The organism is Micromonospora arida (assembly GCF_042873195.1).
Lineage (GTDB): Bacteria > Actinomycetota > Actinomycetes > Mycobacteriales > Micromonosporaceae > Micromonospora > Micromonospora arida.
The window spans coordinates 391,799-417,144 of record NZ_JBIALC010000003.1 but is presented as its reverse complement, the minus strand read 5'-3'; the positions used below and the strand labels follow the sequence as shown (position 1 = coordinate 417,144).

At 72.2% G+C, this 25,346-nt stretch carries 22 protein-coding genes and 1 pseudogene; 10 read left to right on the top strand and 13 right to left on the bottom strand.

The genetic code is table 11. The annotated features are described in order from the left end of the window. Positions 1 to 222 precede the first annotated feature (222 nt). Both ACFYP0_RS13110 and ACFYP0_RS13105 read left to right on the top strand, forming a co-directional pair. Complete coding sequence (locus tag ACFYP0_RS13110) at positions 223 to 714, top strand: DUF3145 domain-containing protein (protein WP_091409261.1); 492 nt, start codon at positions 223 to 225, stop codon at positions 712 to 714. An 87-nt stretch (positions 715 to 801) separates the two neighbouring features. Next, positions 802 to 2,535, top strand: a complete 1,734-nt coding sequence (locus ACFYP0_RS13105) for a glycoside hydrolase family 3 protein (protein WP_386995798.1) — start codon at positions 802 to 804, stop codon at positions 2,533 to 2,535. Positions 2,536 to 2,565: 30 nt separating this feature from the next. On the opposite strand, the gene ACFYP0_RS13100 is transcribed toward ACFYP0_RS13105, so the two are convergent. After that, positions 2,566 to 3,240 (bottom strand): lipoprotein, encoded by a 675-nt coding sequence (locus ACFYP0_RS13100; RefSeq protein ID WP_124855674.1) that lies wholly within the window; start codon positions 3,238 to 3,240, stop codon positions 2,566 to 2,568. A gap of 133 nt (positions 3,241 to 3,373) precedes the next feature. On the opposite strand from ACFYP0_RS13100, the gene ACFYP0_RS13095 reads away from it, so the two are divergent. Next, a complete protein-coding gene (locus ACFYP0_RS13095; RefSeq protein ID WP_124855676.1) occupies positions 3,374 to 3,592 on the top strand; it encodes a hypothetical protein in 219 nt (72 codons plus the stop codon). 50 nt (positions 3,593 to 3,642) lie between these two features. On the opposite strand, the gene fabF is transcribed toward ACFYP0_RS13095, so the two are convergent. From fabF to ACFYP0_RS13060, 7 genes and pseudogenes are all read right to left on the bottom strand, one after another. Continuing rightward, positions 3,643 to 4,869, bottom strand: coding sequence for a beta-ketoacyl-ACP synthase II (gene fabF / locus ACFYP0_RS13090; protein ID WP_124855678.1), 1,227 nt, complete (start codon positions 4,867 to 4,869; stop codon positions 3,643 to 3,645). A gap of 2 nt (positions 4,870 to 4,871) precedes the next feature. Beyond that, entirely contained in the window at positions 4,872 to 5,111 is a 240-nt protein-coding gene (locus tag ACFYP0_RS13085) for an acyl carrier protein (RefSeq protein WP_030330276.1), read from the bottom strand. Between the two features lie 84 nt (positions 5,112 to 5,195). Next, a complete protein-coding gene (locus tag ACFYP0_RS13080) occupies positions 5,196 to 6,140 on the bottom strand; it encodes a beta-ketoacyl-ACP synthase III (RefSeq protein ID WP_355494102.1) in 945 nt (314 codons plus the stop codon). Between the two features lie 5 nt (positions 6,141 to 6,145). After that, positions 6,146 to 7,063, bottom strand: a pseudogene (locus ACFYP0_RS13075) (ACP S-malonyltransferase); the annotation flags it as partial. Positions 7,064 to 7,141: 78 nt separating this feature from the next. After that, the gene (locus ACFYP0_RS13070; RefSeq protein WP_355494103.1) at positions 7,142 to 8,443 is read right to left on the bottom strand and encodes a PucR family transcriptional regulator; all 1,302 of its coding nucleotides are present in this window, start codon (positions 8,441 to 8,443) and stop codon (positions 7,142 to 7,144) included. A 48-nt stretch (positions 8,444 to 8,491) separates the two neighbouring features. Further along, positions 8,492 to 9,178, bottom strand: coding sequence for a response regulator transcription factor (locus tag ACFYP0_RS13065; RefSeq protein WP_355494230.1), 687 nt, complete (start codon positions 9,176 to 9,178; stop codon positions 8,492 to 8,494). A gap of 11 nt (positions 9,179 to 9,189) precedes the next feature. Next, positions 9,190 to 10,374, bottom strand: a complete 1,185-nt coding sequence (locus ACFYP0_RS13060; protein ID WP_355494104.1) for a sensor histidine kinase — start codon at positions 10,372 to 10,374, stop codon at positions 9,190 to 9,192. A 315-nt stretch (positions 10,375 to 10,689) separates the two neighbouring features. Between ACFYP0_RS13060 and ACFYP0_RS13055 the strand changes: the two genes are divergently transcribed. Further along, complete coding sequence (locus tag ACFYP0_RS13055) at positions 10,690 to 11,001, top strand: hypothetical protein (protein WP_355494105.1); 312 nt, start codon at positions 10,690 to 10,692, stop codon at positions 10,999 to 11,001. A gap of 57 nt (positions 11,002 to 11,058) precedes the next feature. Here the strand turns inward: ACFYP0_RS13055 and ACFYP0_RS13050 are convergent, their stop codons facing one another. Further along, the gene (locus ACFYP0_RS13050; RefSeq protein WP_112675883.1) at positions 11,059 to 11,709 is read right to left on the bottom strand and encodes a hypothetical protein; all 651 of its coding nucleotides are present in this window, start codon (positions 11,707 to 11,709) and stop codon (positions 11,059 to 11,061) included. A gap of 252 nt (positions 11,710 to 11,961) precedes the next feature. Between ACFYP0_RS13050 and ACFYP0_RS13045 the strand changes: the two genes are divergently transcribed. Further along, positions 11,962 to 12,579 carry a copper resistance CopC family protein gene (locus ACFYP0_RS13045; protein WP_355494106.1) on the top strand — a complete coding sequence of 206 codons (618 nt, stop codon included), beginning with the start codon at positions 11,962 to 11,964 and terminating at the stop codon, positions 12,577 to 12,579. A gap of 172 nt (positions 12,580 to 12,751) precedes the next feature. On the opposite strand, the gene gltX is transcribed toward ACFYP0_RS13045, so the two are convergent. From gltX to ACFYP0_RS13030, 3 genes are read right to left on the bottom strand one after another with little or no spacing between them, the layout of a single operon-like run. Further along, positions 12,752 to 14,161, bottom strand: a complete 1,410-nt coding sequence (gene gltX / locus ACFYP0_RS13040) for a glutamate--tRNA ligase (RefSeq protein ID WP_112671611.1) — start codon at positions 14,159 to 14,161, stop codon at positions 12,752 to 12,754. 51 nt (positions 14,162 to 14,212) lie between these two features. After that, the gene (locus tag ACFYP0_RS13035; protein ID WP_355494107.1) at positions 14,213 to 15,490 is read right to left on the bottom strand and encodes an MFS transporter; all 1,278 of its coding nucleotides are present in this window, start codon (positions 15,488 to 15,490) and stop codon (positions 14,213 to 14,215) included. Next, positions 15,487 to 16,836 (bottom strand): GH1 family beta-glucosidase, encoded by a 1,350-nt coding sequence (locus ACFYP0_RS13030; protein WP_355494108.1) that lies wholly within the window; start codon positions 16,834 to 16,836, stop codon positions 15,487 to 15,489. Before ACFYP0_RS13030 ends, ACFYP0_RS13035 begins: the two co-directional genes overlap by 4 nt. Positions 16,837 to 17,024: 188 nt before the next feature. Here ACFYP0_RS13030 and ACFYP0_RS13025 point away from each other — a divergent pair, with 188 nt between their 5' ends. Then, positions 17,025 to 17,471: an SRPBCC domain-containing protein gene (locus ACFYP0_RS13025; protein ID WP_327041635.1), complete on the top strand. Its 447-nt coding sequence runs from the start codon at positions 17,025 to 17,027 to the stop codon at positions 17,469 to 17,471. Positions 17,472 to 17,604: 133 nt separating this feature from the next. On the opposite strand, the gene aceE is transcribed toward ACFYP0_RS13025, so the two are convergent. Beyond that, complete coding sequence (gene aceE, locus ACFYP0_RS13020; RefSeq protein ID WP_355494109.1) at positions 17,605 to 20,343, bottom strand: pyruvate dehydrogenase (acetyl-transferring), homodimeric type; 2,739 nt, start codon at positions 20,341 to 20,343, stop codon at positions 17,605 to 17,607. A gap of 178 nt (positions 20,344 to 20,521) precedes the next feature. Here aceE and ACFYP0_RS13015 point away from each other — a divergent pair, with 178 nt between their 5' ends. The 4 genes from ACFYP0_RS13015 to ACFYP0_RS13000 all read left to right on the top strand — a co-directional run bounded on the left by ACFYP0_RS13015 (position 20,522) and on the right by ACFYP0_RS13000 (position 25,322). Next, entirely contained in the window at positions 20,522 to 20,965 is a 444-nt protein-coding gene (locus ACFYP0_RS13015) for a hypothetical protein (RefSeq protein ID WP_386995790.1), read from the top strand. Positions 20,966 to 20,991: 26 nt separating this feature from the next. After that, positions 20,992 to 21,396 (top strand): YjbQ family protein, encoded by a 405-nt coding sequence (locus ACFYP0_RS13010; protein WP_386995788.1) that lies wholly within the window; start codon positions 20,992 to 20,994, stop codon positions 21,394 to 21,396. Positions 21,397 to 22,235: 839 nt separating this feature from the next. Further along, positions 22,236 to 22,640: a MarR family winged helix-turn-helix transcriptional regulator gene (locus ACFYP0_RS13005; protein ID WP_124855812.1), complete on the top strand. Its 405-nt coding sequence runs from the start codon at positions 22,236 to 22,238 to the stop codon at positions 22,638 to 22,640. A 171-nt stretch (positions 22,641 to 22,811) separates the two neighbouring features. Then, the gene (locus ACFYP0_RS13000) at positions 22,812 to 25,322 is read left to right on the top strand and encodes a thiamine pyrophosphate-dependent enzyme (RefSeq protein ID WP_386996032.1); all 2,511 of its coding nucleotides are present in this window, start codon (positions 22,812 to 22,814) and stop codon (positions 25,320 to 25,322) included. Positions 25,323 to 25,346 lie beyond the last annotated feature (24 nt).

Genomic DNA, 25,346 nt, shown 5'->3' with positions numbered 1-25,346 from the left:
ACGCGGCATAAGCCGCCGGTGGAACTGTACAGGACCACGACATCATGCTGGTCGCCGCGGTGTCCTGAGAGGCAACGGCGACCACCCGTCCGGCTATTCCACCCGGCGTTTTTTCCGATTCCCTGGCGCATCACGCGTCACAGGAGTCATCATGTGTTGCAGCAGCCACCTGGGTGGACGAGGTCGTAGGGGAAGACGCACCTCGCTCTCCGGGAGGTCACCGTGCCAACGCGTGGCGTCGTATACGTCCATTCGACCCCGCTCGCCGTGTGCTCACACGTCGAGTGGGCGATCGCGCGCGTCCTAGCCGCGCCGGTCAACCTGCAGTGGACGGCTCAGCCCGTCGACCCCGGCGCACGCCGGGCCGAGTGCGGGTGGACCGGTCGTCCGGGGACGGGCGCCGAGCTGGCTGCTGCCCTACGGCAGTGGCCCATGATCCGTTTCGAGGTCACCGAGGAGCCGAGTCCCGGTGCCGACGGTGAGCGCTTCATGTACGTGCCAGCCCGTGGCCTGTTCCGGGCAACGGTCGGCGTGGCCGGCGACATCCAGCTCGGCGAGGACCGCCTTCGGGCGCTGATGGCGGCCTCCCGGGCCCCCGAGGCGCTGGCGCACGCCCTCGACAAGGCGCTCGGCACGGCGTGGGACGCTGACCTGGAGCCCTACCGGTACGCCGGGGACGGCGCCCCGGTGACCTTGCTCACTCGGGTCGGCTGACCCGGCCTGCGGGCCGCTGGCCGTACGCCGTCGCGCCGGTGACGACCGGTAAGGTCAAGTTGCCCCGATAAGGGAGAAGCTGGTGGGATGGGCGGCGTGTCGAATCGCCCGTGGCGCGCCAGTGTCGCTGTCGCCGCCCTGACCGCCCTGCTCGTCTCCGGCTGCTCAGGTGACCCGGAGCGCCCCACGCCGACGCCCAGCCCGGTCGGTACGTCCGCGGGCCCGAGCGTCCCGGCCGCGCCGCCGGTCAGCGACCCCGCCAGCCGCGCCGCCGCGCTGGTGGCGACGCTGTCCGACGAGGACCTGGTCGGCCAGGTGCTGATGCCGTACGCCTACGGCGACTCGGCGACGAAGGTCTCCGCCGGCTCGGCGGCCGGTAACCAGGCCCTCGCCGGGGTGGACACCCCCGCCGACATGATCGCCAAGTACCGACTGGGTGGCCTGATCCTGGTCGGCTTCAGCGCCGACGACCCGACCAAGGGCAACCAGGAGACCACGAACGTCGACAACCCCAAGCAGGTGCACGAGCTCACCACCGGGCTGCGCACCGCCGCAGGTCGGCTCGCCGCCGATTCGGCGCCGCTGCTCATCGGCACCGACCAGGAGTACGGCGTCGTCACCCGCGTGACCGACGGGGTCACCGTGCTGCCCAGCGCCCTCGCGGCCGGCGCAGCCGGTGACCCGAAGCTCACCGAGGCCGCCTGGCGGGCCGCCGGCGCCGAGCTGGCCGCGATGGGCATCAACATCGACTTCGCCCCGGTGGCGGACGTGCTGGCCACCCGCAGCACCGTGATCGGCTCCCGGTCGTACGGCGCCGACCCGAAGCAGGCCGCCGCGCAGGTCGGCGGCGCGGTCCGTGGCCTCCAGGCGGTCGGGGTCGCGGCCACCCTGAAGCACTTCCCCGGGCACGGCCACAGCGCCGACGACTCGCACCAGGACCTGCCGGTGCTCACCCAGTCCGCCGCGGCGTTGCAGAGCGGCGCGTGGCCGCCGTTCACCGCCGGGATGGACGCGGGCGCGATGGCCGTGATGTCCGGTCACCTGGATGCGCGCGCGATCGACCCGGGGACCCCGGCGACGTTCTCGCACAAGCTGCTCACCGACGTGCTGCGCGGCCAACTCGGCTTCAAGGGCGTGGTGATCACCGACGGGATGAACATGCCGCCCGCGAAGCGCTGGGCTCCCGGCGAGGCGGCGGTCCGGGCGCTCAACGCCGGTAACGACCTCATCCTGATGACCCCGAACGTCGGTCAGGCGTACGACGGGCTGCTCGCCGCACTGCGCGGCGGATCGCTGCCCCGGACCCGACTGGTCGAGGCGGTCACCCGGGTGCTGACCATGAAGTTCCGGCTCGCGGAGCTGCCGGCGGCGCAGATGTCCACCCTCAACACCCCGGAGCACCGGGCGGCGGCCGACGCGCTGGCCGCCGCCGCCGTCACGGTGCTGAGGGGCGCCTGTGGCGGAGCGGTACGCGGGCCGGTCACCGTCACCACGTCCGGCGGTCGGGACGGCACCCGGGCCATCCTCACCGCCGCACTGACCGCCGCCGGGGTGCAGGTCAAGCCCAGCGGCGGCACGATCGTGCACCTGGTGGGCTACGGAGACGGCGGCAAGGACCTGAGCCCCGACGCGGCGGTCACGGTCGCCATGGACACCCCGTACGTGCTGGCCGACGCGAAGTCACCGACGCTGCTGGCGACGTACTCCTCCAGCCGGGCGTCGATGACCGCCCTGGCCGCCGTGCTCGCCGGCAAGGCCCGGCCGGGCGGCCGGTCCCCGGTGGCCGTTCCCGGACTGCCCGCGACGACCTGCGGTACCTGACCGTCCGGCACGGCCAGGTCAGCGCCCACCTCACTCGCCCTTGGCGAGCCCTCGCACCGCGAGTCGGTACGCCGGCAGCACGTCGGTCCGTTCGGTGATCAGCCCCTCGTTGACCGCGAAGACGAGCGTCTGCCCAGCCGACTGGACGGCCAGCGCCCAGTTTCGCGACTCATCCTCGTCCTCGACCAGCGGGTTGGTGGCGAGCCAGGTCATCTCGGTGGCGTCGAAGCCGCCGGCGCGGAGGTCGCGGAACTGTTGGCCGGCGACCGTCTCGCCGGCCCCGGCGGCGAAACTCTCCAGCGCGGCGCGCGGCGTGACCGTCGGCGAGTCCGCCGCCCAGATCCGCAGGAATCCGCCGCCGGCCGGCCGGCCGTCCACCTCACAGCGCACGGTGGTGCCGCCGCGCTTGGTGAGCGCCTCGCCGAGCAGCTCGGCCAGCTCACCCTTGGGCGGCTCGATGGCCTTGGCCGTCCACCCTTCGGCCAGCGGAAACGTCACAGGTACCGGGCAGGGGGAACTCGCGCCGCCGGTGGTGCCGCTGGGCGACGCGGGGGCCAGCTCGTCGTACCAGGGTTCGCCAGTGGCCTGTGGGGCCGGGGCGCCGGCCGCGGGCCCGGCGGGAGCGGCGTCGTCGTCGCCGCAGCCGGTCAGCAGGCCGAGGGTGAGCGCAGCCGCCGACACGGCGACGCGGGTACGAGTGTCCATGGTGGTGATCCCCGTCAGTCGATCTTCAGTCGGCCCATCTAAGCCGTGCGGTCTCCCGACGTCAATCGGGATCGCTGCATACCTGACCGAAATCGGGTCGCCCTGCCCCCGGTCGGTCTGACAACCTCGCCCCATGGGAGCGGCAGCAGGATTCCGGCACATGCAACGGGCGGACGGCACCGTGGTGATCACCCACCACGGCCGGGTCGCCGGCACACTGCGCGGCGCTCGGGCCGCAGAGTTCCTCGCCGAGGTCGACGACGACCCGCAGTTGGTGATGGCCCGCTGGACGGGCAACTACCGCCACGGCAACGAGCGCACCGCGAAACAGCACCCCCGCAACCGAGGCTGAACGACGAAAGGGCCCCTCCTCTCGACGAGGAGGGGCCCTTTCGCGGGATTTCAGGGACGGGCGAAGACGAGCGCCACGTTGTGGCCGCCGAAGCCGAACGCGTTGTTCAACGCGGCCGGGATCTCCATGTGGCGGGCCTTGTGCGCGGCGACATCCAGGGTGAGGCCTGGCTCCGGGTCGTCGAGGTTGATCGTCGGAGGAACGACACTGTCGCGGATCGCCAGGATGGTGGCGATCGACTCCAGCGCACCGGCCGCACCGAGCAGGTGACCGGTCATCGACTTCGTCGCGGACAGCACCGGGTGGTCGCCGAGCGCCTTGTGCAGCCCGCCGATCTCCAGCATGTCCCCGACCGGGGTCGAGGTGGCGTGCGCGTTGACGTGCACGATGTCCCGCTTGGCCACGTCCGCGTCCGCGATCGCCTTGGCGATGGCCCGGATGGCGCCCTCGCCCTCGGCGTGCGGCTGCACGATGTCGTACGCGTCGGAGGTGATGCCGGCGCCGGCGAGGCGCGCGTACACCCGGGCGCCCCGGGCCGCGGCGTGCTCGGCCCGCTCCAGCACCACGATGCCGGCGCCCTCGCCGAGGACGAAGCCGTCCCGGCCCCGGTCCCACGGGCGGGAGGCCCGCTCCGGGTCGTCGTTGCGGGTCGACATGGCCCGCATCGAGCTGAAGCCGGCGATCGGCAGCGGGTGGATGACCGCCTCGGTGCCGCCGGCCACCACCACGTCGGCCCGGCCGGAGCGGATGATGTCCAGGCCGAGGGCGATCGCCTCGGCGCCGGTGGCGCAGGCGCTGGCCACCGAGTGCACGCCGGCCTTGGCGCCCAGCTCCAGCCCGACCCAGGCGGCCGGGCCGTTCGGCATCAGCATCGGGATGGTGTGCGGGGACACCCGCCGTGGCCCGGACGCCTCCAGGATGTCGTCCTGGGCGAGCAGGGTGGTGGCACCGCCGATGCCGGAGCCGACGCTGACGGCCAACCGCTCACCGTCGAGGTCGGAGCCTGCGAGGCCGGCGTCCGCCCAGGCCTGCTGCGCCGCGATGATCGCGATCGCCTCGGAACGGTCCAGGCGGCGCAGGCGGACCCGGTCCAGCACCTCGGACGGCTCCACGGCCAACTGGGCGGCGATGCGGACCGGCAGTTGCTCGGCCCACTCCTGGGTGAGGGCACTCACCCCGGAGCGGCCGGCGAGCATTGCGTCCCAGGTCGACGCGACGTCCCCGCCAAGCGGGGTCGTCGCGCCGAGCCCGGTGACGACGACGTCAGGACGACTCATGATCAGGACTGCGCCGCGATGTAGCTGACAGCGTCGCCGACGGTCTTGAGGTTCTGCACCTCGTTGTCCGGGATCTTGACGCCGAACTTCTCCTCGGCCGCGACCACGACCTCAACCATCGAGAGCGAGTCGACGTCGAGGTCGTCGGTGAAGGACTTCCCCTCGGCCACGTCGTCCGGGTTCACCCCGGCAACCTCTTCGAGGATCTCGGCGAGGCCGGTGGTGATCTCGTCACGGGTCATTGCGGTTGGTTCCTTTCATCGGGGTTCTCCGGCGGCCGGCGTCGCCGACCGCCGCTCCTGGACGCGTACGCGCCGAGGGGGTCATCAGGGGCAGCGGACGACCTGACCGGCGTAGGTCAGGCCACCGCCGAAGCCGAACAGCAGCACCGGTGCGCCCGAGGGCACCTCCCGGCGCTCGACCAGCTTGGACAGGGCCAGCGGCACGCTCGCCGCGGAGGTGTTGCCGGCCTCGACGATGTCCTTCGCGATGATCGCGTCGGGGATGTTGAGCCGCTTGGCGATGCCGTCGATGATCCGGGCGTTGGCCTGGTGCGGAACGAACGCGGCCAGCTCCGACGGGTCGACCCCGGCCCGCTCGCAGGCCTGGAGCGCGAGTGGCGCGATCGCGGTGGTGGCCCAGCGGAACACCGCCTGACCCTCCTGCTGGATGTACGGGCGCCAACCCTCGATGCGGACCGCGTCGCTCTTGTCCGGCACCGAACCCCAGACGACCGGGCCGATGCCGGTTGGCTCGTCGTCGGCGGTGGCGGAGACCACTGCGGCCCCGGCCCCGTCCGCGAAGATGATGCAGGTGGAGCGGTCGGTCCAGTCGGTGAAGTCGGACAGCTTCTCCGCGCCGATGACGATCGCGTTGCGCGACGCCCCGGCCCGGATGGCGTGGTCGACGGTGCCCAGCGCGTACGCGAAGCCCGAGCAGGCGGTGTTGAGGTCGAACGCGCCCGGCGCGGTGATGCCCAGCTTGGCGGCGACCCGGCAGGCCACGTTGGGGCTACGGTCGATGGAGGAGCAGGTGGCGACCACGACCAGGTCGATGTCGGCGGCGGTCAGGCCCGAGTTGGCCAGCGCCTTGCCGGCGGCCGCGGCGGCCATGTCGGCGACCGTCTCACTGTCGGCGATCCGCCGGCTGACGATGCCGACGCGGTCGCGGATCCACTCGTCGTTGGTGTCGACGAGCTGGGCGATGTCGTCGTTGGTCACCACCCGGGAGGGCTGGTAGTGCCCCATCGAGACGATGCGACTGCCAGTCATGAACGACCTCCGATACGGGCGATCAGGTCCCGTGCGGCCGGCAGGTCGTCCGGGGTGTTGAGGGTGACGATCTCCGGGGCGCCGTCGCCCTTGAGTTCCCGCTTGACCAGGCCGGCGAGGGTGCCGGCCGGGGGTAGCTCGATCACGCCGGTGACCCCGAGGTCGGCCAGCGTGCGCATGCACAGGTCCCAGCGCACCGGCGCGGTGACCTGACGAACGAGGCGCTGCACCATGGCCGCGCCGTTGTCGACGGCGGTGCCGTCGAGGTTCGAGAGCAGGGTCCGGGCCGGGTCGGCGGGGGTGATCCCGGCGGCCTCCGCGGCGAGCGCGGTCTCGGCCGGAGCCATGTACGGCGTGTGGAACGCACCGGCCACCTGGAGTCGGATGATCCGGGTCCGGGCGGGCGGCGCGGCGGCCAGCTTGTCGAGCCCGTCCAGCGCGCCCGCAGCGACGATCTGCCCGGCGCCGTTGCGGTTGGCCGGGTAGAGCCCGTTCGCCTCGATCGCGGCGATCACCTCGTCGGGGTCGCCGCCGAGCACCGCGGCCATTCCGGTCGGCTCCAGCGCGCACGCGGCGGCCATCTCACGGCCACGGACGCCGGCCAGGGTGATCGCTGCGTCCGCCGACAGCACACCGGCCAGGGCGGCGGCACCCAACTCGCCGACGCTGTGGCCGGCGGTGAGTGCGACGCCGTCCAGCGGCAGGTGCTCGGCCGCGAGCAACGCCGCGGCGACCAGCAACGGCTGGGTGCGGGCGGTGTCCTTGATCTCGTCGGCGTCGGCGTCGGTGCCCAGGTGCAGCAGGTCGACCCCGGCCAACGCCGACCAGTCGCGCAGTCGCGCCTCAGTGCCAGGCAGGTCGAGCCAGGGGGTCAGGAAGCCGGGTTTCTGAGAACCCTGGCCGGGACTAAGTACGGCGAGCACGTCTATGACTCTCCCGGATAAAGGCGGGTAACGCGGTGCCGCCCTCGACCAAACCACACTAGGACCTTTAGAGGTTTCCTACAAAGATCGGCGGGGATCATCCTCGGTTTGGGCGGATTTCCGGGTAGCCGGGGTCATTGTCTGAGTCGGGACCTGCGAGGCCAGCGGGGCGACCGGATCCAACCGACCCACGGTCAGCGCGACCTGAAGGGCGAACGCGTCTCGCGGCGACAGTGGCGAGAACCCGGTCACCTCGGCGATCCGGCGCAACCGGTAGCGCACCGTGTTCGGGTGCACGAACAGTGCCCGTGCCGCGCTCTCCAGCGTGCCACCGGCGGCCAGGAAGGCATCCAGGGTCGCCAGCAGTTCCCCACCGGCGCGCACCAGCGTCGCGTACACATCGTGACGCAGCCGCCGACGGGCCTCCGCGTCGCCGGCGAGGGCCCGCTCTGGCAGCAGGTCCGCGGCCAGCACCGGCCGGGGCGCGCTCGGCCAGGCCGGTGCGGCCCGAAAGCCGGACAGCGCGGCCCGCGCCGACTCGGTCGCCTCGTCGAGGCTCGGTACGGCGGGACCGACCACCACCGGGCCGTCCCCGAACGCGCTCAGCAGCTTCGCCGTGGCGGTCAGCGGGTCAGGTGCGCCGCCCAGCACGATCACCAGCCGGTCGCCGTGCACGCCGCCGATCACCTCCACGCCGATCCGGCGGGCCTGGCGGTAGACCACGTGCAGCACCGCGGAGACCTCGCCGCCGGGCGACCGACCGACAGCCACCGCCACCGGCGGTGCGTCCGCCCAGCCGAGCGCGGCGGCCCGACTGGCCAGGACGTCCGGCGAGTCACCACGCAACAGCGCGTCGACCAGCAGCGCCTGCAACCGGGCGTCCCAGGCGCCGCGCGACTCGGCGGCCCGCGCGTACACCCGGGCGGCGGAGAACGCGATCTCCCGGGAGAAGCGCAGCACCGCCTCGCGTAGCTGCTGCTCCTCGCCCACGGCGGCAAGTTGCGACACCTGCTCCTCGACCACGTCGATCGTCACCTTGATCAACGCCACGGTCTGCTGGAGGGTGATCGACCGGGCCAGCGCCTGCGGGGCGGCGGCGAAGACCTCGTCCGAGACCTCCTGGGTGCTGTCCGCCGTGCCGCCGCCCTCGCGCAGCCACTGCACCAGCGACCTCGCGCCCGCCTGGGCCACCAGCATCACCCAGGAGCGCTGGTCGGCCGGCAGCGCCCGGAACCAGGGCAGCGTCTCGTCCATCCGGGCCACGCTGGAGGTGGCCAACGCCCCCGCCGATCGTTCGATCCGGCGCAGCGTGGCCGACAGCTCCCCACCGCCCGGCGTGCTCACCGCCCTAGCCTGACACGTCGTGAGCAGGCCAACCACGCCGGCACCGGTCTGCCGACCATCGTCGGCGCGCCCAGCGGGCCCGTCTCAGGGCTGTGGGGGAGCGGGCAGGCCCACCTCCTGGGCCAGGATCGCGGCCTGCACCCGGCTGCGAAGGTCCAGCTTCGCCAGGATCCGGCTCACATGGGTCTTGGTGGTGCTCTCCGCCAGCACCAGTCGATCAGCGATCTGCTGGTTGGACAGGCCCAAGCCGAGGCAGGCCAGCACGTCACGCTCACGCGGTGTGAGGGTGTCCAGCGCGGCCCGGGCGTCCGCCGACGCGCCCGGCGCGGTGGCCGCGAACGCGGTGATCAGCCGGCGGGTCACAGTGGGCGCGATGAACCCGTCACCCCGCGCCACCGTCCGCACCGCGCTGACCAGGCCGTCGGCGTCGGTGTCCTTGAGCAGGAACCCGGCCGCGCCGGCCCGCAACGCCCCGAAGACGTACTCGTCCAGGTCGAAGGTGGTGAGCACCAGCACGTCGGCGAGCCCGTCGGTGACGATCGCCCGGGTCGCGGAGATCCCGTCCCGGTGCGGCATCCGCACATCCAGCACCGCCACGTCGGGGCGCAGCTCCCGGCACAGGCGCACCGCGGCGTCGCCGTCGGCCGCCTCGCCGACCACCTCGACGCCCGCTGAGCCGTTCAGGATCAGGGCCAGTCCGGCCCGTACCGCCGGCTGGTCGTCGGCGAGCACCACCCGTACCGTCGCCGGGCCCGCGTCGTCCGGTGGCATCGCCGGCCCGGTCACCCGCCCTCCCCGGTGGGCAGGGCCGCCCGCACCTGCCAGCGACCGTCGTGCGGTCCGGCGGTGAACCGGCCGGCCAGCAGCGTGGCCCGCTCCCGCATGCCGATCAGTCCGGCACCGGCGCCCGGCAGCCCGGCCCCGCCCCCGCGCACCGGGTTCTCCACCGTCAGCACCACCTCGGCCGGCCGGTACGCGATCGTCAGCTCCGCCTCACCCGTACCGTGCTTGAGCGCGTTCGTCAGCGACTCCTGCACGATCCGGTACGCGGCGAGGTCCACCCCCACCGGCAACGCGCCCGGCGTGCCATCGGTCCGGACGCGGACCGCGAGGCCGGCCGCCCGGACCCTGTCGACCAGTCCGTCCGCCTCGGCCAGCCGCGCGGTGACCACCTCGGGGGTGGCCAGGCCGGCGCCGGTTCCGGGCTCGCGCAGCACCTCGATCATCTGACGCATCTCGGCGAGGCCCTGCACACTGCTCTCCCGGATCACCCGCAACGCCGACTCCACCTGACCGCGACCCAACCCGGGCACGGAGAGCACGGCGGTGGCGTGGATGGCCACCGCGCTGAGGTGGTTCGCGACCACGTCGTGCAGCTCCCGGGCCATCCTGGCCCGTTCGGCGCTGACCGCCTGCCGACGATCCAACTCGACCAGCCGGGCGGTCTGCTCGGCCCGCTCCCGCTCGGCGGCGGCCTGGTCGCGGTACTGCCGCACACTGATGCCGGTCAGCACCGGCAGCAGCCCGGCGAGCACCACCAGCACCCCGAGCGCCGCCCCGCGCCACTGGCCGTACGTGAGCACGCCGACGACCACTCCGACCAGGCTCAGCGCCACGGTGATCCGCAGCAACCACCGCCACAGCCGGGGCGGGCCGTACACGCAGGCGTCGTAGAGCACCTGCGTGTAGACCAGGACCGTGCCCAGCGAACTGCCCAGCGCCGTGTCGACCACCAGCGCGCCGGTCCCCACGGCCAGGCTGGCGCGTGGTGCGACCCGCCGTAGGCCGACGGCGACGCAGACAGCCACCAGCGGCGGCAGGAACAACGCCGACGGCACGTCGGCGTCGGGACGGACCTGCGGTTGCCACCCCAGGGCGTGCAGCACCAGACCACCCGCCAGCGACGCGCCGGCCAGCACGAGGTCGCGGCCGAGGGTGCCGGAGTCGAGCCACGGTGGCGCACGCATGCCCCGATCCCACCACAGTCGCCGCCCGCCGAACTCCCACCGGGGGAGGACCTCGACGGCACCGCCATGGGCCGAAAGGGGTACACGGACCCTTACCGACCGCCAGTACGGTCAGCGGCCGTGACGCGTCGGGTGAACGGCACGAAAAGAAGCTGTGAACTGCGTAACCGGCCCCCGCGCTCAGCGACGTCTTCGAGGACCGGCCGGTCCGGACCCCGGGTACGCTGCCGCGCGGCCCGTCGGTCCCGGCCAGTACGGTGACAGGGCACCTCGGGGAGAGCACCCGAGGGTGAGGCGAGCGTGAGGAGACCGGGGATGGCGCACGGGGAGGCCGAGCACGGCTGCGCCCAGGGCGAGCCCTGCCGGCCGGGGCACCACGACCCGCAGGCGGCTGGCAAGCATCGCCGGCCGGTCGGCGGCGCACCATCGCACCCGGTGGAGCCACTGCACGGGCGCGTCGACGACGAGCCCGTGCTGCCCCGTCAGCGCTCCGCCGAGCCCGACTCGGACGTTCCCGCTGGTTGCCTCAGCGAACTTCCCGGCTGGGCCGGGGCGCACCGGCACGGCGCGGTCCGGCCGCGGCCGCGGGCCACCCGCCGGGAGCGCCCACCGCGCCGCTGGTGCTGAGCACCGTCGACGCACTCGCTGCATCAGCGAGTGCGTCGGGTCAGCGAGTGCGTCGGGTCAGCGCGTGCGGCGGCGGATCAGCAGGGCGATCCCGGCGAGGCCGACCGTGATGGTCAGCATCACGCCGACGTTGAGCAGCAGCAGGCGTTGCAGGTCGCCGAGCGCCTCGTCGAGGTCCTTCGCCGGGTCGAGCGTGTCCTCCGGGAGCACGCGCTCGCCGCCGCCCGCGCCGCCACTGACCGTGTCGAACTGTCGCTCCAGCGGCACGCCGGCGGTGCGCAGGGTCTCGGACATGCTGAGCCGACCCAGGAACCAGCCGGCGCTGGTCTTGCGGCCGTCCGGCTGCTTCGCCGGCCGGTAGACGCGGGGGCCGCCGATCGCCTTGGGATAGAGGTCGTAGGTCTGCTTCGGCGTCTCGCCGGCGAGCACCACGACCGTGTATTTCGGACCGAGGTTGGCGGCCTTCGGACCGGTCGGCATGCCGGTGCGAGCGAGGAAGTTGACCTGGTCGATGACCGCGCCCACGAGGGCGGGCTCCTTGTCCGCGTGCAACCGCAGCGGCTCGGACAGCCCCGTGCCGGTGATGTCCACTCCGGCGGGTGCCGGCTTCGGCGCCGCCGAGGCCGAGCCGGCGGTGCCAAGCGACAGCAGTGCCACCGCCAGCGTGCCCGCCAACACGGCGGCCAACCGCCTCATGTGTCGGACCATCCCGCCTCCTCGCCCCGTTCGATGGATGGCTTCGTCGTGACGTCTGGACCGATCTGCCGGTGCGGCATCGACCGGATGGTCGCGTCCACTCTTACAGACTCCGCAGAACGTCGATGAGTTGCAGCTTTCGGAACAGTAATTGGAACTATCTGCGATCTCTGCTCGACTAATGAGGAGCCGTTTGATCAGCGGGCGGATCGTACCCTTACGGAGGGGTTCATGGGGGGCAGGGTTACACGTACGGTGCGGGTCATGCCAGTGGTGCTCGGCGTGGCGTTCGGTGTGTCGTTTTTGGTGCCGGCGACTCCGGCCGCCGCCCACAACCAACTGACCGGCAGCGACCCGCGCGACGGCGCCCGCGTGGCGACGGCACCCGCCCGCGTCGAGCTGCGGTTCCTCGCCAAGCCGTCGCCGACTACGACGAAGATCACAATAACCGGACCGGACAATGTGGTCGCTGGCGGGACTCCCGCCTTCGACGGCAGTCGGGTGCGGGTGCCGTTCAAGCCGGCCGCCGCCGGGCTCTACATCGTCGGCTACCAGCTCGCGTCGTCCGACGGGCACCCGGTGAAGGGCGAGGTGCGGTTCACCCTCACCACCGGCACCGCGGCCGACCCGTCCGCCTCGCCGTCGGCCGCCGCCAGCACCAACCCGGCCGACTCGCCCTCGGCAGGCGCGTCGGCGGTCGGCGCACCCTCCAGCGGGCCCGCGTCGGCGACACCCGGCAGCTCGACGGCCTCCGCGGTGCCGGCGGCGTCGGAGCGGTCCGACTCCGGCGGTCGCTGGTGGTTCTGGGCCCTCGGCGGCCTGCTGCTGCTCGCCGCACTCGGGGCCGGCCTCGTGTTCCGCCGTCAGCGACGGGTTCGGTGACCCTCTGATACTCACCGCTCCCGGTGGGTCAGGTGTGCGCGCCATCCTTTGCTCTGCACCCGCGGAAGCGACGGCTACGGTCTGTGACCGGCGCCTATTGGGGTGCAGAGCAAAGGCAGGGCGATGCGGAGTTGGGCCGGCGACGCGCCCGTGACGCGTCGACGAGCGACAGTCAGACCAGGCGCAGGCGGGCGGCGCGGATCCGGGTCAGGGTGCGCTCGCGACCGAGCACCTCCAGCGACTCGAACAGCGGCAGACCCACGGTGCGGCCGGTGACCGCGACCCGCACCGGTGCCTGCGTCTTGCCGAGCTTGAGGCCCCGCTCGGCGCCGACCGCCTCCAGCGTCGACTTCAACGACTCGGCGTCCCAGGACTCCAGCGCCTCGAACGCCGCGACGGCGTCGTCCAGCAGCTCGGCGGAACCGTCCTTCATCGTCTTGGTCCAGGCGGCCTCGTCGATCAGCGGTGAGGCCAGGAAGAGGAAGTCGACGTTCGGCACGATCTCGCTGAGCACCGCGATCCGCGTCTGGGCCAGCGGCGCCACGGCGGCGAACGCGTCGGCGTCGAACTCCTCCGGCTGCCACGGCGGCGGCGCGATGGTCCCGGTGCCGGTCAGCCAGGGCTGGCAGGCGTCGATGAACTCGGCCACCGGCAGCGCGCGAATGTACTCGCCGTTGAACGCGCGCAGCTTCTTCTCGTCGAAGAACGCCGAGGAGAGGTTGACCTCGTCCAGCCGGAACTCGTCCTCGATGACCGACCAGGGAACGATCTCCCGGTCGCCGGAGGGGGCCCAGCCGAGCAGCATGAGGTAGTTGCGCATCGCGCCGGCCAGGTAACCCTCGTCGCGGTACGCCTCCAGGGCGACCTTGTCCCGACGCTTGGAGAGCTTCTGCCGCTTCTCGTTGACCACCACCGGCACGTGCGCCCAGATCGGCGGCTTGACTCCGAGGGCTTCCCAGAGCAGTTGCTGCTTGGGAGTGTTGGGCAGGTGCTCCTCGGCCCGGATCACGTGGGTGATCCCCATGGTCATGTCGTCGACGACGTTGGCCAGCAGGAAGACCGGCGAGCCGTCGCCCCGGGCGATGACGAAGTCCTCGATGAGCTTGTTCTCGAACGTGGGCTCACCACGGATCAGGTCGACCACCACTGTCGCGCCCTCGTCGGGCGTACGGAAGCGCAGCGCGTGCCCCGGGCCGGGGCCGAGGCCACGGTCGCGGTGGTAGCCGTCGTAGCCCTGGTACTGCGAACCGGTGCGGGCCTGCACGTCCTCGCGGGTGCAGTCGCAGTAGTAGGCGCGGCCCGAGTCGTACAGGCGCGCGGCGGCGGCCCGGTGCTCGCCGGCGTTCGCCGACTGGAAGTACGGGCCCTCGTAGCTGCCCCGGGAGATCCCGATCCAGTCCAGCGCGGAGAGGATGCCCTCGGTCCACTCGGGCTTGTTGCGCGCCGCGTCGGTGTCCTCGATGCGCAGCACGAACACGCCGCCCTGCTGCTTGGCGTAGATCCAGTTCTGCAACGCCGAGCGGGCACCGCCGACGTGGAACATACCGGTCGGGGAGGGGGCGAAGCGCACACGTACTGTCACGTCCCCCAGCCTACGGCGGTACGCGACTGCTTTCCGCCACCGCCCCCTGGCTCACGGCACCGAGCGGATCTTGACGACCAGCGCGCTGCCGAGCAGGGTGACCACGGCGGTGACCGCGTAGAGCGTGGGATAGCCGCCCAGGTAGACCACGAGCGGGGCGGAGAGCGCCGGGCCGAGCACCTGCGGCGCCGAGTTGGCGATGTTGATGACGCCCAGGTCCTTGGCCCGGTCGGTTGCCCGGGGCAGCACCTGGGTGATCAACGCGGCGTCCACCGAGAGGTAAACGCCGTAGCCGGCGCCGAGCAGCAGCGCGGCGACGATCGCCATCGGCCAGACCGGCGCGACCGCGAGCAGCAGCGCCGCCACCGCCATGATCAGCCCGGAGGCGATCACGTAGATCTTGCGGCGGCCGGAACGGTCGGACAGCCGGCCGGCGACCACAGCGGTCAGCATCATCCCGAGCGTGTAGAGCAGGATCAGCACCAGCAGGCCGCCCTCGGGGTCGGGGTGACGCACCCCGTCGGTGAGGAAGTACAGCAGGTAGAGGGTGCCCAGGGCGTTGCCCAACTGGACCAGGAACCGGGTGATCCAGGCCCAGGCGAAATCCGGGTGCCGGCGAGGGCTGATCCACATCGAGGCCAGCAGCGCCCGCGTCCGGATCGCCGGCCGATGGGCACGCGGCAGCGGTTCGTCGGGGGTGAGCAGCGCGAACGGCAGCGACAGCAGCAGGATGGCCACGGCGATCGCCAGGTAGCCGGCGGCGTTGCCGGTGACCACGGCGGTGACCAGCACCGCGCCGAGCACCAACCCGAGCGCCTGCGGGATGCCCACCCACCCGGAGACTCCGCCGCGCTGGCGCACCGGGACGCGGTCCGGGATGGCGGCGGTGAGGCTGGCCAGCATCGCGTTGAAGCAGACCTGCGCGGCGACCCAGCCGAGGGCGACGCCGAGGATGGTCCGTTGCTGGGCCAGCAGCACCAGGGCCGCCGCGCCGAGCACGGCCCCGCCCGCCGTCCAGACGTGCCGTCGACCGAACTCGCGCCCGGCGATCCGCAGGCAGGTCCGGTCGGAGAACGCGCCAGCGAGGGGGTTGGCCAGCACCGCGGCCAGCGCGCCGAGGCCGGTGACCACGGCCAGCATGTTCTCCTTGTCGCCGGGCGCGATCTGCTCGATCTGTTGCGGCAGCAGCACCTGGATGGGCGTGAAGAACGCCATCCACACGCCGAGGTTGGCCGCGAAGATCAAACCGATCCAGCCGCGCCGCACCGGCGCCGTCGGCTCGGCGAGCGCCGCCGGCAGCGACGCCGGCGTCGGGTCGAGGGTGGTCACCGCGCCGACCCCGGCCGGCTGGCCGCGATCACGTCCCGCAACCAGGTGTACGACGACTTCGGCGTACGGGTCTGGGCGGCGTAGTCGACGTGCACCAGACCGAAGCGCTTGGTGAACCCCTCGGCCCACTCCCAGTTGTCCAACAGCGACCAGACGAAGTAACCGCGTACGTCCACCCCGTCGTCGATGGCTGCCCGGACCGCCCGCAGGTGCCCGTCGAGGTACGCGATCCGCTCCGGGTCGGCCACCTGCCCGTCGGCGTCGGGCGCGTCGTCGTACGCGCAGCCGCTCTCGGTGATCTCGATGGGCGGCAGTGCGTCGCCGTACGTGTCGCGCAGCCAGCCGAGCAACTCGTGCAGCCCGTCGGGGGCCACCGGCCAGTCGAAGGCGGTACGCGGGTAGCCGTCGAGCGGTACGAGGTCGAACGGCAGGGGCGAGCCCTCCTCTGCTGCCCGTACACCGGTGGGGTTGTAGTAGTTCACCCCGAGCACGTCGATCGGAGTGGCGATCGTGTCGAGGTCGCCGGGGTGGATGACGCTCGGGTCGAAGCCGGGCAGCTCCGGGTAGCCGCGGCCGAGCAGCGGGTCGGTGAAGAGCCGGTTGTGCAGCGCCTCGTACGCCGCCCCGGCGGCCCGGTCGGCGTCGTGGTCGCCGAGCACCCGCACCGGCGAGTAGTTGTTGGCGATCGCCACCGGGCTGGCGGTGTGGGTCCGTAGCGCGGCGACCGCGAGCCCGTGCCCGAGCAGTTGGTGGTGGGCGACCGGGAAGGCGTCGAACAGCAGCATCCGGCCGGGGGCGTGCACACCCATGCCGTAGCCGAGGCTCATGTGGATGAACGGCTCGTTGAGGGTGATCCAGAGCCGGACCCGGTCGCCGAGGCGGGCGGCGGTCTTCTCGGCGTACTCGGCGAACCGGGCGGCGGTGTCGCGGTGCAGCCAGCCGCCGGCGTCTTCGAGAGGTTGCGGCAGGTCCCAGTGGTAGAGGGTGGCCACCGGGTCGACGCCGGCGGCCAGCAACTCGTCCACCAGGCGGTCGTAGAAGTCCAGGCCGGCCGGGTTGGCGGGGCCGGCGCCGGTGGGCTGGATCCGGGGCCAGGCGATGGAGAACCGGTACGCGGAGACGCCCAGGCCGGCCAGCAGCGCCACGTCCTCGGTGTGCCGGTGGTAGTGGTCGCAGGCCACCTCGCCGCTGCTGCCGTCGCTGATCCGCCCGGGGGAGCGCGCGAAGGTGTCCCAGATGGACGGCGCTCGGCCGTCGGCAGTGGTGGCGCCCTCGATCTGGTGGGCCGATGTGGAGACGCCCCAGCGGAAGCCGGTGGGGAACTGGGGCATCGGTGCGGTTGACATGCGCCCTCCCGGTCAACGTGAAACGTGCTCGGGACTTTAGGGCGCTGTCGATGAATGCGCCATAGGCCGGCCTGGCGCAATGCGCAATGGTTGATCGGCGTGTCTTTTTCCGAACCCGTCCAGGTAAGTCCGATTTAACGCATAGAGTGCCGATATCGTGGGATGTCCTCACCGGAGGAAAGACGGAAATGATCCTCGTGGAACGCAGTGCGCACGTGGCGGCGCCAATTGAAGTGGTCTGGGATGTCGTGCAGCGGGCCGAGCAGTTGCCGGCCTGGCTGGCCGGGGTCCGAGCGGCCGAAGTGCTCTCGGGAGAGGGCTTCGGGCGGCGACAACTCGTCCAGGCGGGGCGCGGCTCGGCGCATGAGGCCGAGGTGATCGCCTACCAGGAACCGACGCTGATCGGCTGGCGGGAACGGGCCAAGGGCGCTGGATCTCGGGCGGAGGCACGCACCGAGATCTACGTCCAGCTCACCGGAGACGAGGAGGAGGGCGGGACCGTCGTGCGCCTCATCGTGGTCCGCTGGCCGGCCGGCCCGGTCAAGGCAGCCCTGCTGCGGCTCGGACTGCGTCGGGTCGGCGCCGACCTGGAGGACTCGCTGGCCCGGCTCACCGACCTGGCCGCCGTCGGCTGACGAGCGCCATCCTCCCGGCGTCACCCGCGACGGCGGTGGTCCGGATCCCCGCCAGGGCCCCCGGACCACCGCCGCTCCCTACACCGAAAAGGGCCCGGCGCGGATGCGCCGGGCCCTCCTCAGTGGTGCTGGATCAGCTGTCGCCGCCGGTCTCGCCGACCGGGGCGGCGTTGACGTCGTCGATCGCGTATTTCTTGGCGGCCTCGGCCGGCACCGTGGTCGCCACCGCGCCGCTGCGGGCGAGCTGCCGCAGGGTGGCCACCACGATCGACTCCGCGTCGACGTGGAAGTGCCGGCGCAGCGCGTGCCGGGTGTCCGACATGCCGAAACCGTCGGTGCCGAGCGACGTGTAGTCGCCGGGTACCCAGCGGGCGATCAGATCCGGTACCGCACGCATGAAGTCGCTGACCGCGACCTTCGGCCCGTCCGCGTCGGCCAGCTTCTGCTGGATGTACGGAACCTTCGCCTCGGCGCCGGGGTTGAGCAGGTTGTACTCCTCGGTCTCCACCGCGTCGCGGCGCAGCTCCGTCCAGGAGGTCACCGACCAGACGTTCGCGGCCACCCCCCAGTCCTGGGCGAGGAGCTGCTGGGCCTTGAGCGCCCACTGCATCCCGGTGCCCGAGGCGAGCAGGTTGGCCTTCGGGCCGTCGACCTGCGGTGCCGGCGAGTAGCGGTAGATGCCCTTGAGCAGGCCCTCCACGTCCACGTCGGCCGGCTCGGCCGGCTGGAGGGTCGGCTCGTTGTAGACCGTCAGGTAGTAGAAGACGTTCTCCTGCGCGTCCCCGTACATCCGGTGCAGACCCTGCTCCAGGATGTGCGCGATCTCGTACGCGAACGCCGGGTCGTACGCCACCACGGCCGGGTTGGTCGCGGCGATCAGCAGCGAGTGCCCGTCCTCGTGCTGAAGGCCCTCACCGTTGAGCGTGGTCCGACCCGCGGTGGCGCCGAGCAGGAAGCCCCGGGCCATCTGGTCGGCTGCGGCCCACAGCCCGTCGGCGGTCCGCTGGAACCCGAACATCGAGTAGAAGATGTACATCGGGATCATCGGCTCGTCGTGCGTGGCGTACGCCGAGCCGGCCGCGGTGAACGAGGCCACCGAGCCGGCCTCGTTGATCCCCTCGTGCAGGATCTGCCCGGTCGTCGACTCCTTGTACGAGAGGAACAGCTCGCGGTCGACCGAGGTGTAGCGCTGGCCGTGCGGCGAGTAGATCTTCGCGGTCGGGAAGATCGAGTCGAGACCGAAGGTGCGGGCCTCGTCCGGGATGATCGGCACCCAACGCTTGCCGAACTCCTTGTCCTTCATCACGTCCTTGAGCAGACGGACGAAGGCCTGCGTGGTGGCCACCTTCTGCTTGCCAGAGCCGCGCTTGATGTCGGCGAACCGCTCCGGCCCGGGGATGGCCAGCCGCTTCGTGCTGGTCCGCCGGGACGGCAGGTACCCGCCGAGCTGCTCGCGCCGCTCCTTGAGGTACGCCAGCTCCTCGGACTTCTCGCCCGGGTGGAAGTACGGCGGCAGGTAGGGGTTGTCCTCCAGCGCCGAGTCCGGGATGTCCAGGTAGAGCCGGTCGCGGAAGGTCTTCAGGTCCTCCAGCGTCAGCTTCTTCATCTGGTGGGTCGCGTTGCGGCCCTCGAAGTGCGAGCCGAGGGTCCAGCCCTTGATCGTCTTCGCCAGGATGACGGTGGGCTGACCGGTGTGCTCGGTGGCCGCCTTGTAGGCCGCGTAGAGCTTGCGGTAGTCGTGCCCACCCCGCTTGAGGTTCCAGATCTCGTCGTCGCTGAGCGGCTCGACCATCTTGCGGGTCCGTGAGTCACGGCCGAAGAAGTGCTCCCGCACGTACGCGCCGGACTCCGCCTTGTAGGTCTGGTAGTCGCCGTCGGTCGTCGTGTTCATCAGGTTGACCAACGCGCCGTCGGTGTCCGCGGCGAGCAGCGGGTCCCACTCACGACCCCAGACGACCTTGATCACGTTCCAGCCGGCACCCCGGAAGAACGCCTCCAGCTCCTGCATGACCTTGCCGTTGCCCCGGACCGGGCCGTCCAGCCGCTGCAGGTTGCAGTTGATCACGAAGGTGAGGTTGTCCAGCTCCTCGCGAGCGGCGACGCCGATGGCGCCGAGGGTCTCCGGCTCGTCCATCTCGCCGTCGCCGAGGAACGCCCAGACGTGCTGCTGGGAGGTGTCCTTGATGCCGCGGTGCTGCAGGTACCGGTTGAACCGGGCCTGGTAGATCGCGTTCAGACCGCCGAGGCCCATCGAGACGGTGGGGAACTCCCAGAAGTCCGGCATCAGCCGAGGGTGCGGGTACGAGGGCAACCCACCACCGGGGTGCGACAGCTCCTGGCGGAACCCGTCGAGCTGGTGCTCGCTGAGCCGCCCCTCCAGGAACGCCCGCGCGTACATGCCGGGGGAGGCGTGGCCCTGGTAGAAGATCTGGTCGCCACCGCCCGGGTGGTTCTTGCCCCGGAAGAAGTGGTTGAAGCCCACCTCGTAGAGCGACGCCGAGCTGGCGAAGGTGGAGATGTGCCCGCCGACGCCGATCTCCGGGCGCTGCGCCCGGTGCACCAGCATGGCGGCGTTCCACCGGACGTACGCCCGGATCCTCCGCTCGACGTGCTCGTCACCCGGGAACCAGGGCTCGCGCTCCGACGGGATGGTGTTGATGTAATCGGTGGTGGTCAGGGGCGGAACCCCGACCTGGCGCTCACGGGCCCGCTCCAGCAGGCGCAGCATGACGTAGCGGGCGCGTTTGGCGCCGCGTTCGTCGATGACACCGTCAAGCGACTCGACCCATTCGCTGGTCTCTTCAGGGTCGATGTCCGGAAGCTGGCTCGGTAGGCCGTCGCTGATCACCGGGCGCTTGCGTTCCGTAGCCACAGGCGTTCCCTCGGTTGTGTGTGGGATAGGTCTCTAGCGCCATCCTGCCCCCTGGTGGCACCCCTCGTCACGTCTAGGTGCCCCCGACGCGATGCTGAACACAGGTACTCGCTAGTAACTTAGCGCGACGACCGGGCGAAAGCTGAGCGGTTTGACCGCCACTCCTACCGTTACCGCCATGAACGGACGCCGTGTCGCGGTCGCCGCAAGCATGATCGTTGTCGGGGTGGTCGGCCTGGTCATCGGCGCCGTCGCCCTCGCCTCCGGCACCCTGCCGATGGTCGGACTGGTGGCCCTGGGTGCCCTGGTGGCCGTGCTCGGCGCGGGCCTGCTGCGCGACGCGATCCGCGCGGCCCGTCTGAGCGGCCAGGATGGCCGTCGCCGTCGTCCGAACCCGGACGGCGGCGGGCACGACTTCTACCCGATGCCCGCCGGGGACGCCGGGAGCGGGCACGTCGGCCGCCAGCGGGACGGCGACCACGACAGCTCCGACGGTGCGGAGCCGGCCGGCGGCAGCGGCGACTCCGGGGGAGGCTGGTCCGGCTGGGGCTGGTCCGGCGGTGACTCCGGTGGCGGGTGGTCCGGTGGCGGTGACTCCGGCGGCGGTGGCGGCAGCTCCTGACCTCGCCCTGCGGCAGAATGCGACGTATGCGCAGCGACGTGATCACCGTCCAGACCGGGTCCCGGCCGACCGTCCGGGACATCACCGCGGAGGCCCAGCAGTTCGTCTCGGGCGAGGGCGACGGCCTGCTGCACGTCTTCGTGCCCCACGCCACCGCCGGCCTGGCGATCATCGAGACCGGGTCGGGCTCCGACGACGACCTGCTCAGCGCCGTGGACGACCTGCTCCCCACCAAGGACCGCTGGCGGCACCGACACGGCTCGCCCGGCCACGGCCGCGACCACGTGCTGCCGGCGTTCATCCCGCCGTACGCCACACTGCCGGTGCTCGGCGGCCGGCTGGCGCTCGGCACCTGGCAGTCGATCTGCCTCGTCGACACCAACGGCGACAACCCGACACGCCAGGTCCGCCTCTCCTTCCTCCCCGCCTGACGGCCCGTCCCGCCGCCGTCCCTATGTCCCTCCTCGTCGATCTTGCACTTACTGTCCCGACACAAGGGGTATTTCGCACATTTCGACAACCGAAACCGCAAGATCGGCGCGGGAGGGATCGCCGTGAGGGCGGGCCGTGCTGGGTGGTGGGCGCCAAGATCGTGCTCGATCCTGGATGTAGTGGGGTCGGGGAGCGAGGGAGGCCACTACATCCAGGATTTGTGCGCGGCGGAGGACGATGCCCGTCTGCCGGCTGATCGCCACCCAGAGCAGCCGTCCCCTTGTCAAGATCCGCGCAACTTCCCCGAAACTGTTGCCTGAACCGGTGCCGAGGCAGCAGTTTCCCCGATGGTGCGAGGGCTGCGGCCCACGTGGGCTGTGGCGTCGCGAGGCTGCGGCCTTCGTGGACTGTGGCGTTCAATGGAGCGCGGCATCGCGTGCATCGCGGCCCTGCGTAGGCGGCGGTCTTGCGACGGACCCGAGGTGCGGACCTGGAGTGGCGGACCTGGAGTGGCGGACCTGGAGTGGCGGACCTGGAGTGGCGGACCTGGAGTGGCGGACCTGGAGTGGCAGATCCCGAGTGGCGGACCTGGAGTGGCGGACCTGGAGTGGCGGACCCGGGGTGGCGGACCCGGGGTGACAGATCCGGAGTGGCGGGCCGAGCGGGTCCGGCCGCCGGGCCGTGACCGACGATGCCCGTCCGGCCGGTGTGCCCGAACCTGATCGTCGAGCTGGACGACCGGCGCACTGCGTACGATGTGGCCGTGACGCAGGAGCTGGGTCCCGCGACAGGTGAACGGGTGGATCGGGCCGGTCTCGCCGTCGATGTGGTGCGCCGGATGGCGCACGTCACCGCTGCGCTGCGACACCGGCAGGGTTCCGCGTTCGCCGAGCTGGGGCTCACCCCGGCGGCGGCCCGGGCGCTTCGGGAGTTGGACCCGGACCACCCGCTGCCGGCCCGGGATCTCGCCGGTCAGTTGGGCTGTGACCGGTCGAACGTGACGGTGCTGGTCGACAAGCTGGAGCAGGCCGGGCTGGTCGAGCGCCGCACCGACCCGACGGACCGGCGGCAGAAGACGCTGGTGGTGACCGGGGAGGGTCGCGTCGTGCGGGCCCGGGTGATCGAGGTGATGTCCGACTCCCGACTCCTGTCCGGGCTGAGCGACGAGGAGCTGAGCACCCTTCGTGACCTGGTCTGGAAGGTGTCCGACGGCGGCTGTCCGGAGTCCTTCGGGCCGGAGTGAGCGCACCCCTGCCGGCCGTGTCCCACTGGGCGAGCAGGCCTTCCGTCGGTAATGCTGTCCGACGTGACCACCCCGCAAGATCTCGACGACCGGTTCCGGGAGACGCTGGCGGCGCTGCCTGCCGCCGAGCGGCGGCGTGACCCCGCCGACCCTGTCACCGACGACGCCCCGCTGACCGGCGCGCAGGTGCTGGACCTGTTCGACGCGCAGGTGACCAGCCGGCAGCTCGACCTGGCCGGCCGCTGGTTGCGCAGCTTCGGGGAGGGTTTCTACACCATCGGCTCGGCCGGGCACGAGGGCAACGCGGCGGTCGCCGCCGCGCTGCGTCCCACCGATCCGGCGCTGCTGCACTACCGCTCGGGCGCCTTCTACTGCCTGCGCGCCGCCCAGGTCGCCGCCGACCCGACGCTGGCCACCGACTCCGAGCCGTCCGCCGTCCGGGCGCGGGCCAACGACTCCGAGCCGCCCGCCGTCCGGGCGCGGATCGCCGACCCCGACCAGGACGCCGACCGAGCGCGGACCGCCGACCCCGACCAGGACGCCGACCGAGCGCGGATCGCTGGCTCCGAGCGGTCCGCCGACAGTGGGTCGACCGTCGACAGCGCATCGACACGTGACCCGGAGCCGACCGCCGATCCGCAGGTGTCCGAATCGGAGCCGCCCGGGACCGAATCGACCTCGGCGACCGGGGCCGCCGACGGGTTCGCGGCGTACGCCGACGCGGCCCGGGACGTGCTGCGCGGGATGGCCGCGTCCAGCCTCGAACCGATCGCCGGGGGCCGGCACAAGGTGTTCGGCCGGGCCGACCTGGCCATCGTGCCGACCACCTCCACCATCGCCTCGCACCTGCCCCGCGCGGTCGGAATGGGACTTGCCGTGGAGCGGCTGCGCCGTATGGACAGCGCCGGACGGCGTACCGGGGCCGGGGTGCGGGTCGGTAGTGGCGCGGGCGCCACGCACGCCCCCTGGCCACCGGACGCCATCGTGGTCTGCTCCTTCGGCGACGCCTCGGTCAACCACGCCAGCGCCACCGCCGCCTTCAACACCGCCGGGTGGTACGACCACGCCGGGCTGCGGATTCCGGTGTTCTTCGTCTGCGAGGACAACGGGCTGGGCATCAGCGTCCGCTCGCCGGAGGGCTGGGTCGAGGCGACCCTGCGGGCCAAGCCGGGCATCCGCTACTTCAGCGCGGACGGAGCCGACCCGGTGCGGACGTACGAGGTGGCGGCGGAGGCCGCAGCCTGGGTACGCCGCAACCGGCGGCCGGCCGTGCTGCACCTGCGCACCGTACGGCTGATGGGGCACGCCGGGGCGGACGCGGAGTCGGCGTACCGGAGTCCGGCCGAGCTGGCCGAGGACCTGGACCGGGACCCGGTGGCCGCCACCGCGCGGCTGCTGGTCGACGCCGGCGTGGCGACCGGCGAGGAGCTGCTGGCCCGGTACGACGAGACCGGCTGGCAGGTTCGCCGGCTGGCCGAGGAGGTGCTGGGCGAGCCGAAGCTGGCATCCGCGGCCGACGTGGTGTCGGCGCTGGCCCCACGACGTCCGGTGCGGGTGGCGCGGGCGGTGGCCGACGCCGCGGCGCGGGCCAGCGGGCCGGGCGCGGGCGCCCGGGCGGAGGCGTTCGGCGGCAAGCCACCGGAGTTGGCCGGGCCGATGACCCTGGCGCAGAGCATCAACGCCGCACTCGCCGACGGGATGCTCGACCACCCGCAGATGGCGCTCTTCGGTGAGGACGTGGCCGCCAAGGGCGGCGTGTACGGGGTGACGAAGGGGCTGCGCGACCGGTTCGGGGCGGCCCGGGTGTTCGACACCCTGCTCGACGAGACGTCGGTGCTCGGGTTGGGCCTCGGTGCCGGGCTGGCCGGGATGCTGCCGGTGCCGGAGATCCAGTACCTGGCGTACCTGCACAACGCCGAGGACCAGCTGCGCGGTGAGGCGGCGACCATGCGGTTCTTCTCGCAGGGGGCGTTCCGCAACCCGATGGTGGTGCGGGTGGCGGGCCTGGCGTACCAGGAGGGGTTCGGCGGGCACTTCCACAACGACAACTCGGTGGCCGTACTCCGGGATGTGCCCGGGCTGGTGGTCGCGGTGCCGGCACGGCCGGACGACGCCGCGCCCATGCTGCGGACCTGTCTGGCGAGCGCGGCGGTGGACGGCAGTGTCTGCGTGTTCCTGGAACCGATCGCGCTCTACCACACCCGCGATCTGTACACGGAGGGTGACGGGGAGTGGTTGGCCGGCTATCCGGAGCCGGGCGGGTGGGTGGCTGGCCACGTGCCGATCGGGCGGGCCCGCGTCTACCGGGTCGGCTCGGCGGACGACCTCACCATCATCACCTTCGGTAACGGGGTGCGGATGTCGCTGCGCGCTGCGGCTGTCCTCGCCGAGGAGGGGGTGGGCACCCGCGTGGTGGATCTGCGCTGGCTGGCTCCGCTGCCGGTGGCCGACATCATCCGGGAGTCCTCGGCGACCGGCCGGGTGCTGGTGGTGGACGAGACGCGCCGCTCCGGCGGGGTCGGCGAGGGGGTGATCGCCGCGCTGGTCGACGCCGGATATGTCGGTGCCGCGCGTCGAGTAGCCGGAGTTGACTCGTTTGTACCATTAGGTCCGGCAGCACGTCACGTACTGGTCTCCGCGGAAGCCATTACCGACGGTGCCCGTACGCTGCTGGCACGGTAAATTCCGTTCCACCCGGTGCGCCAC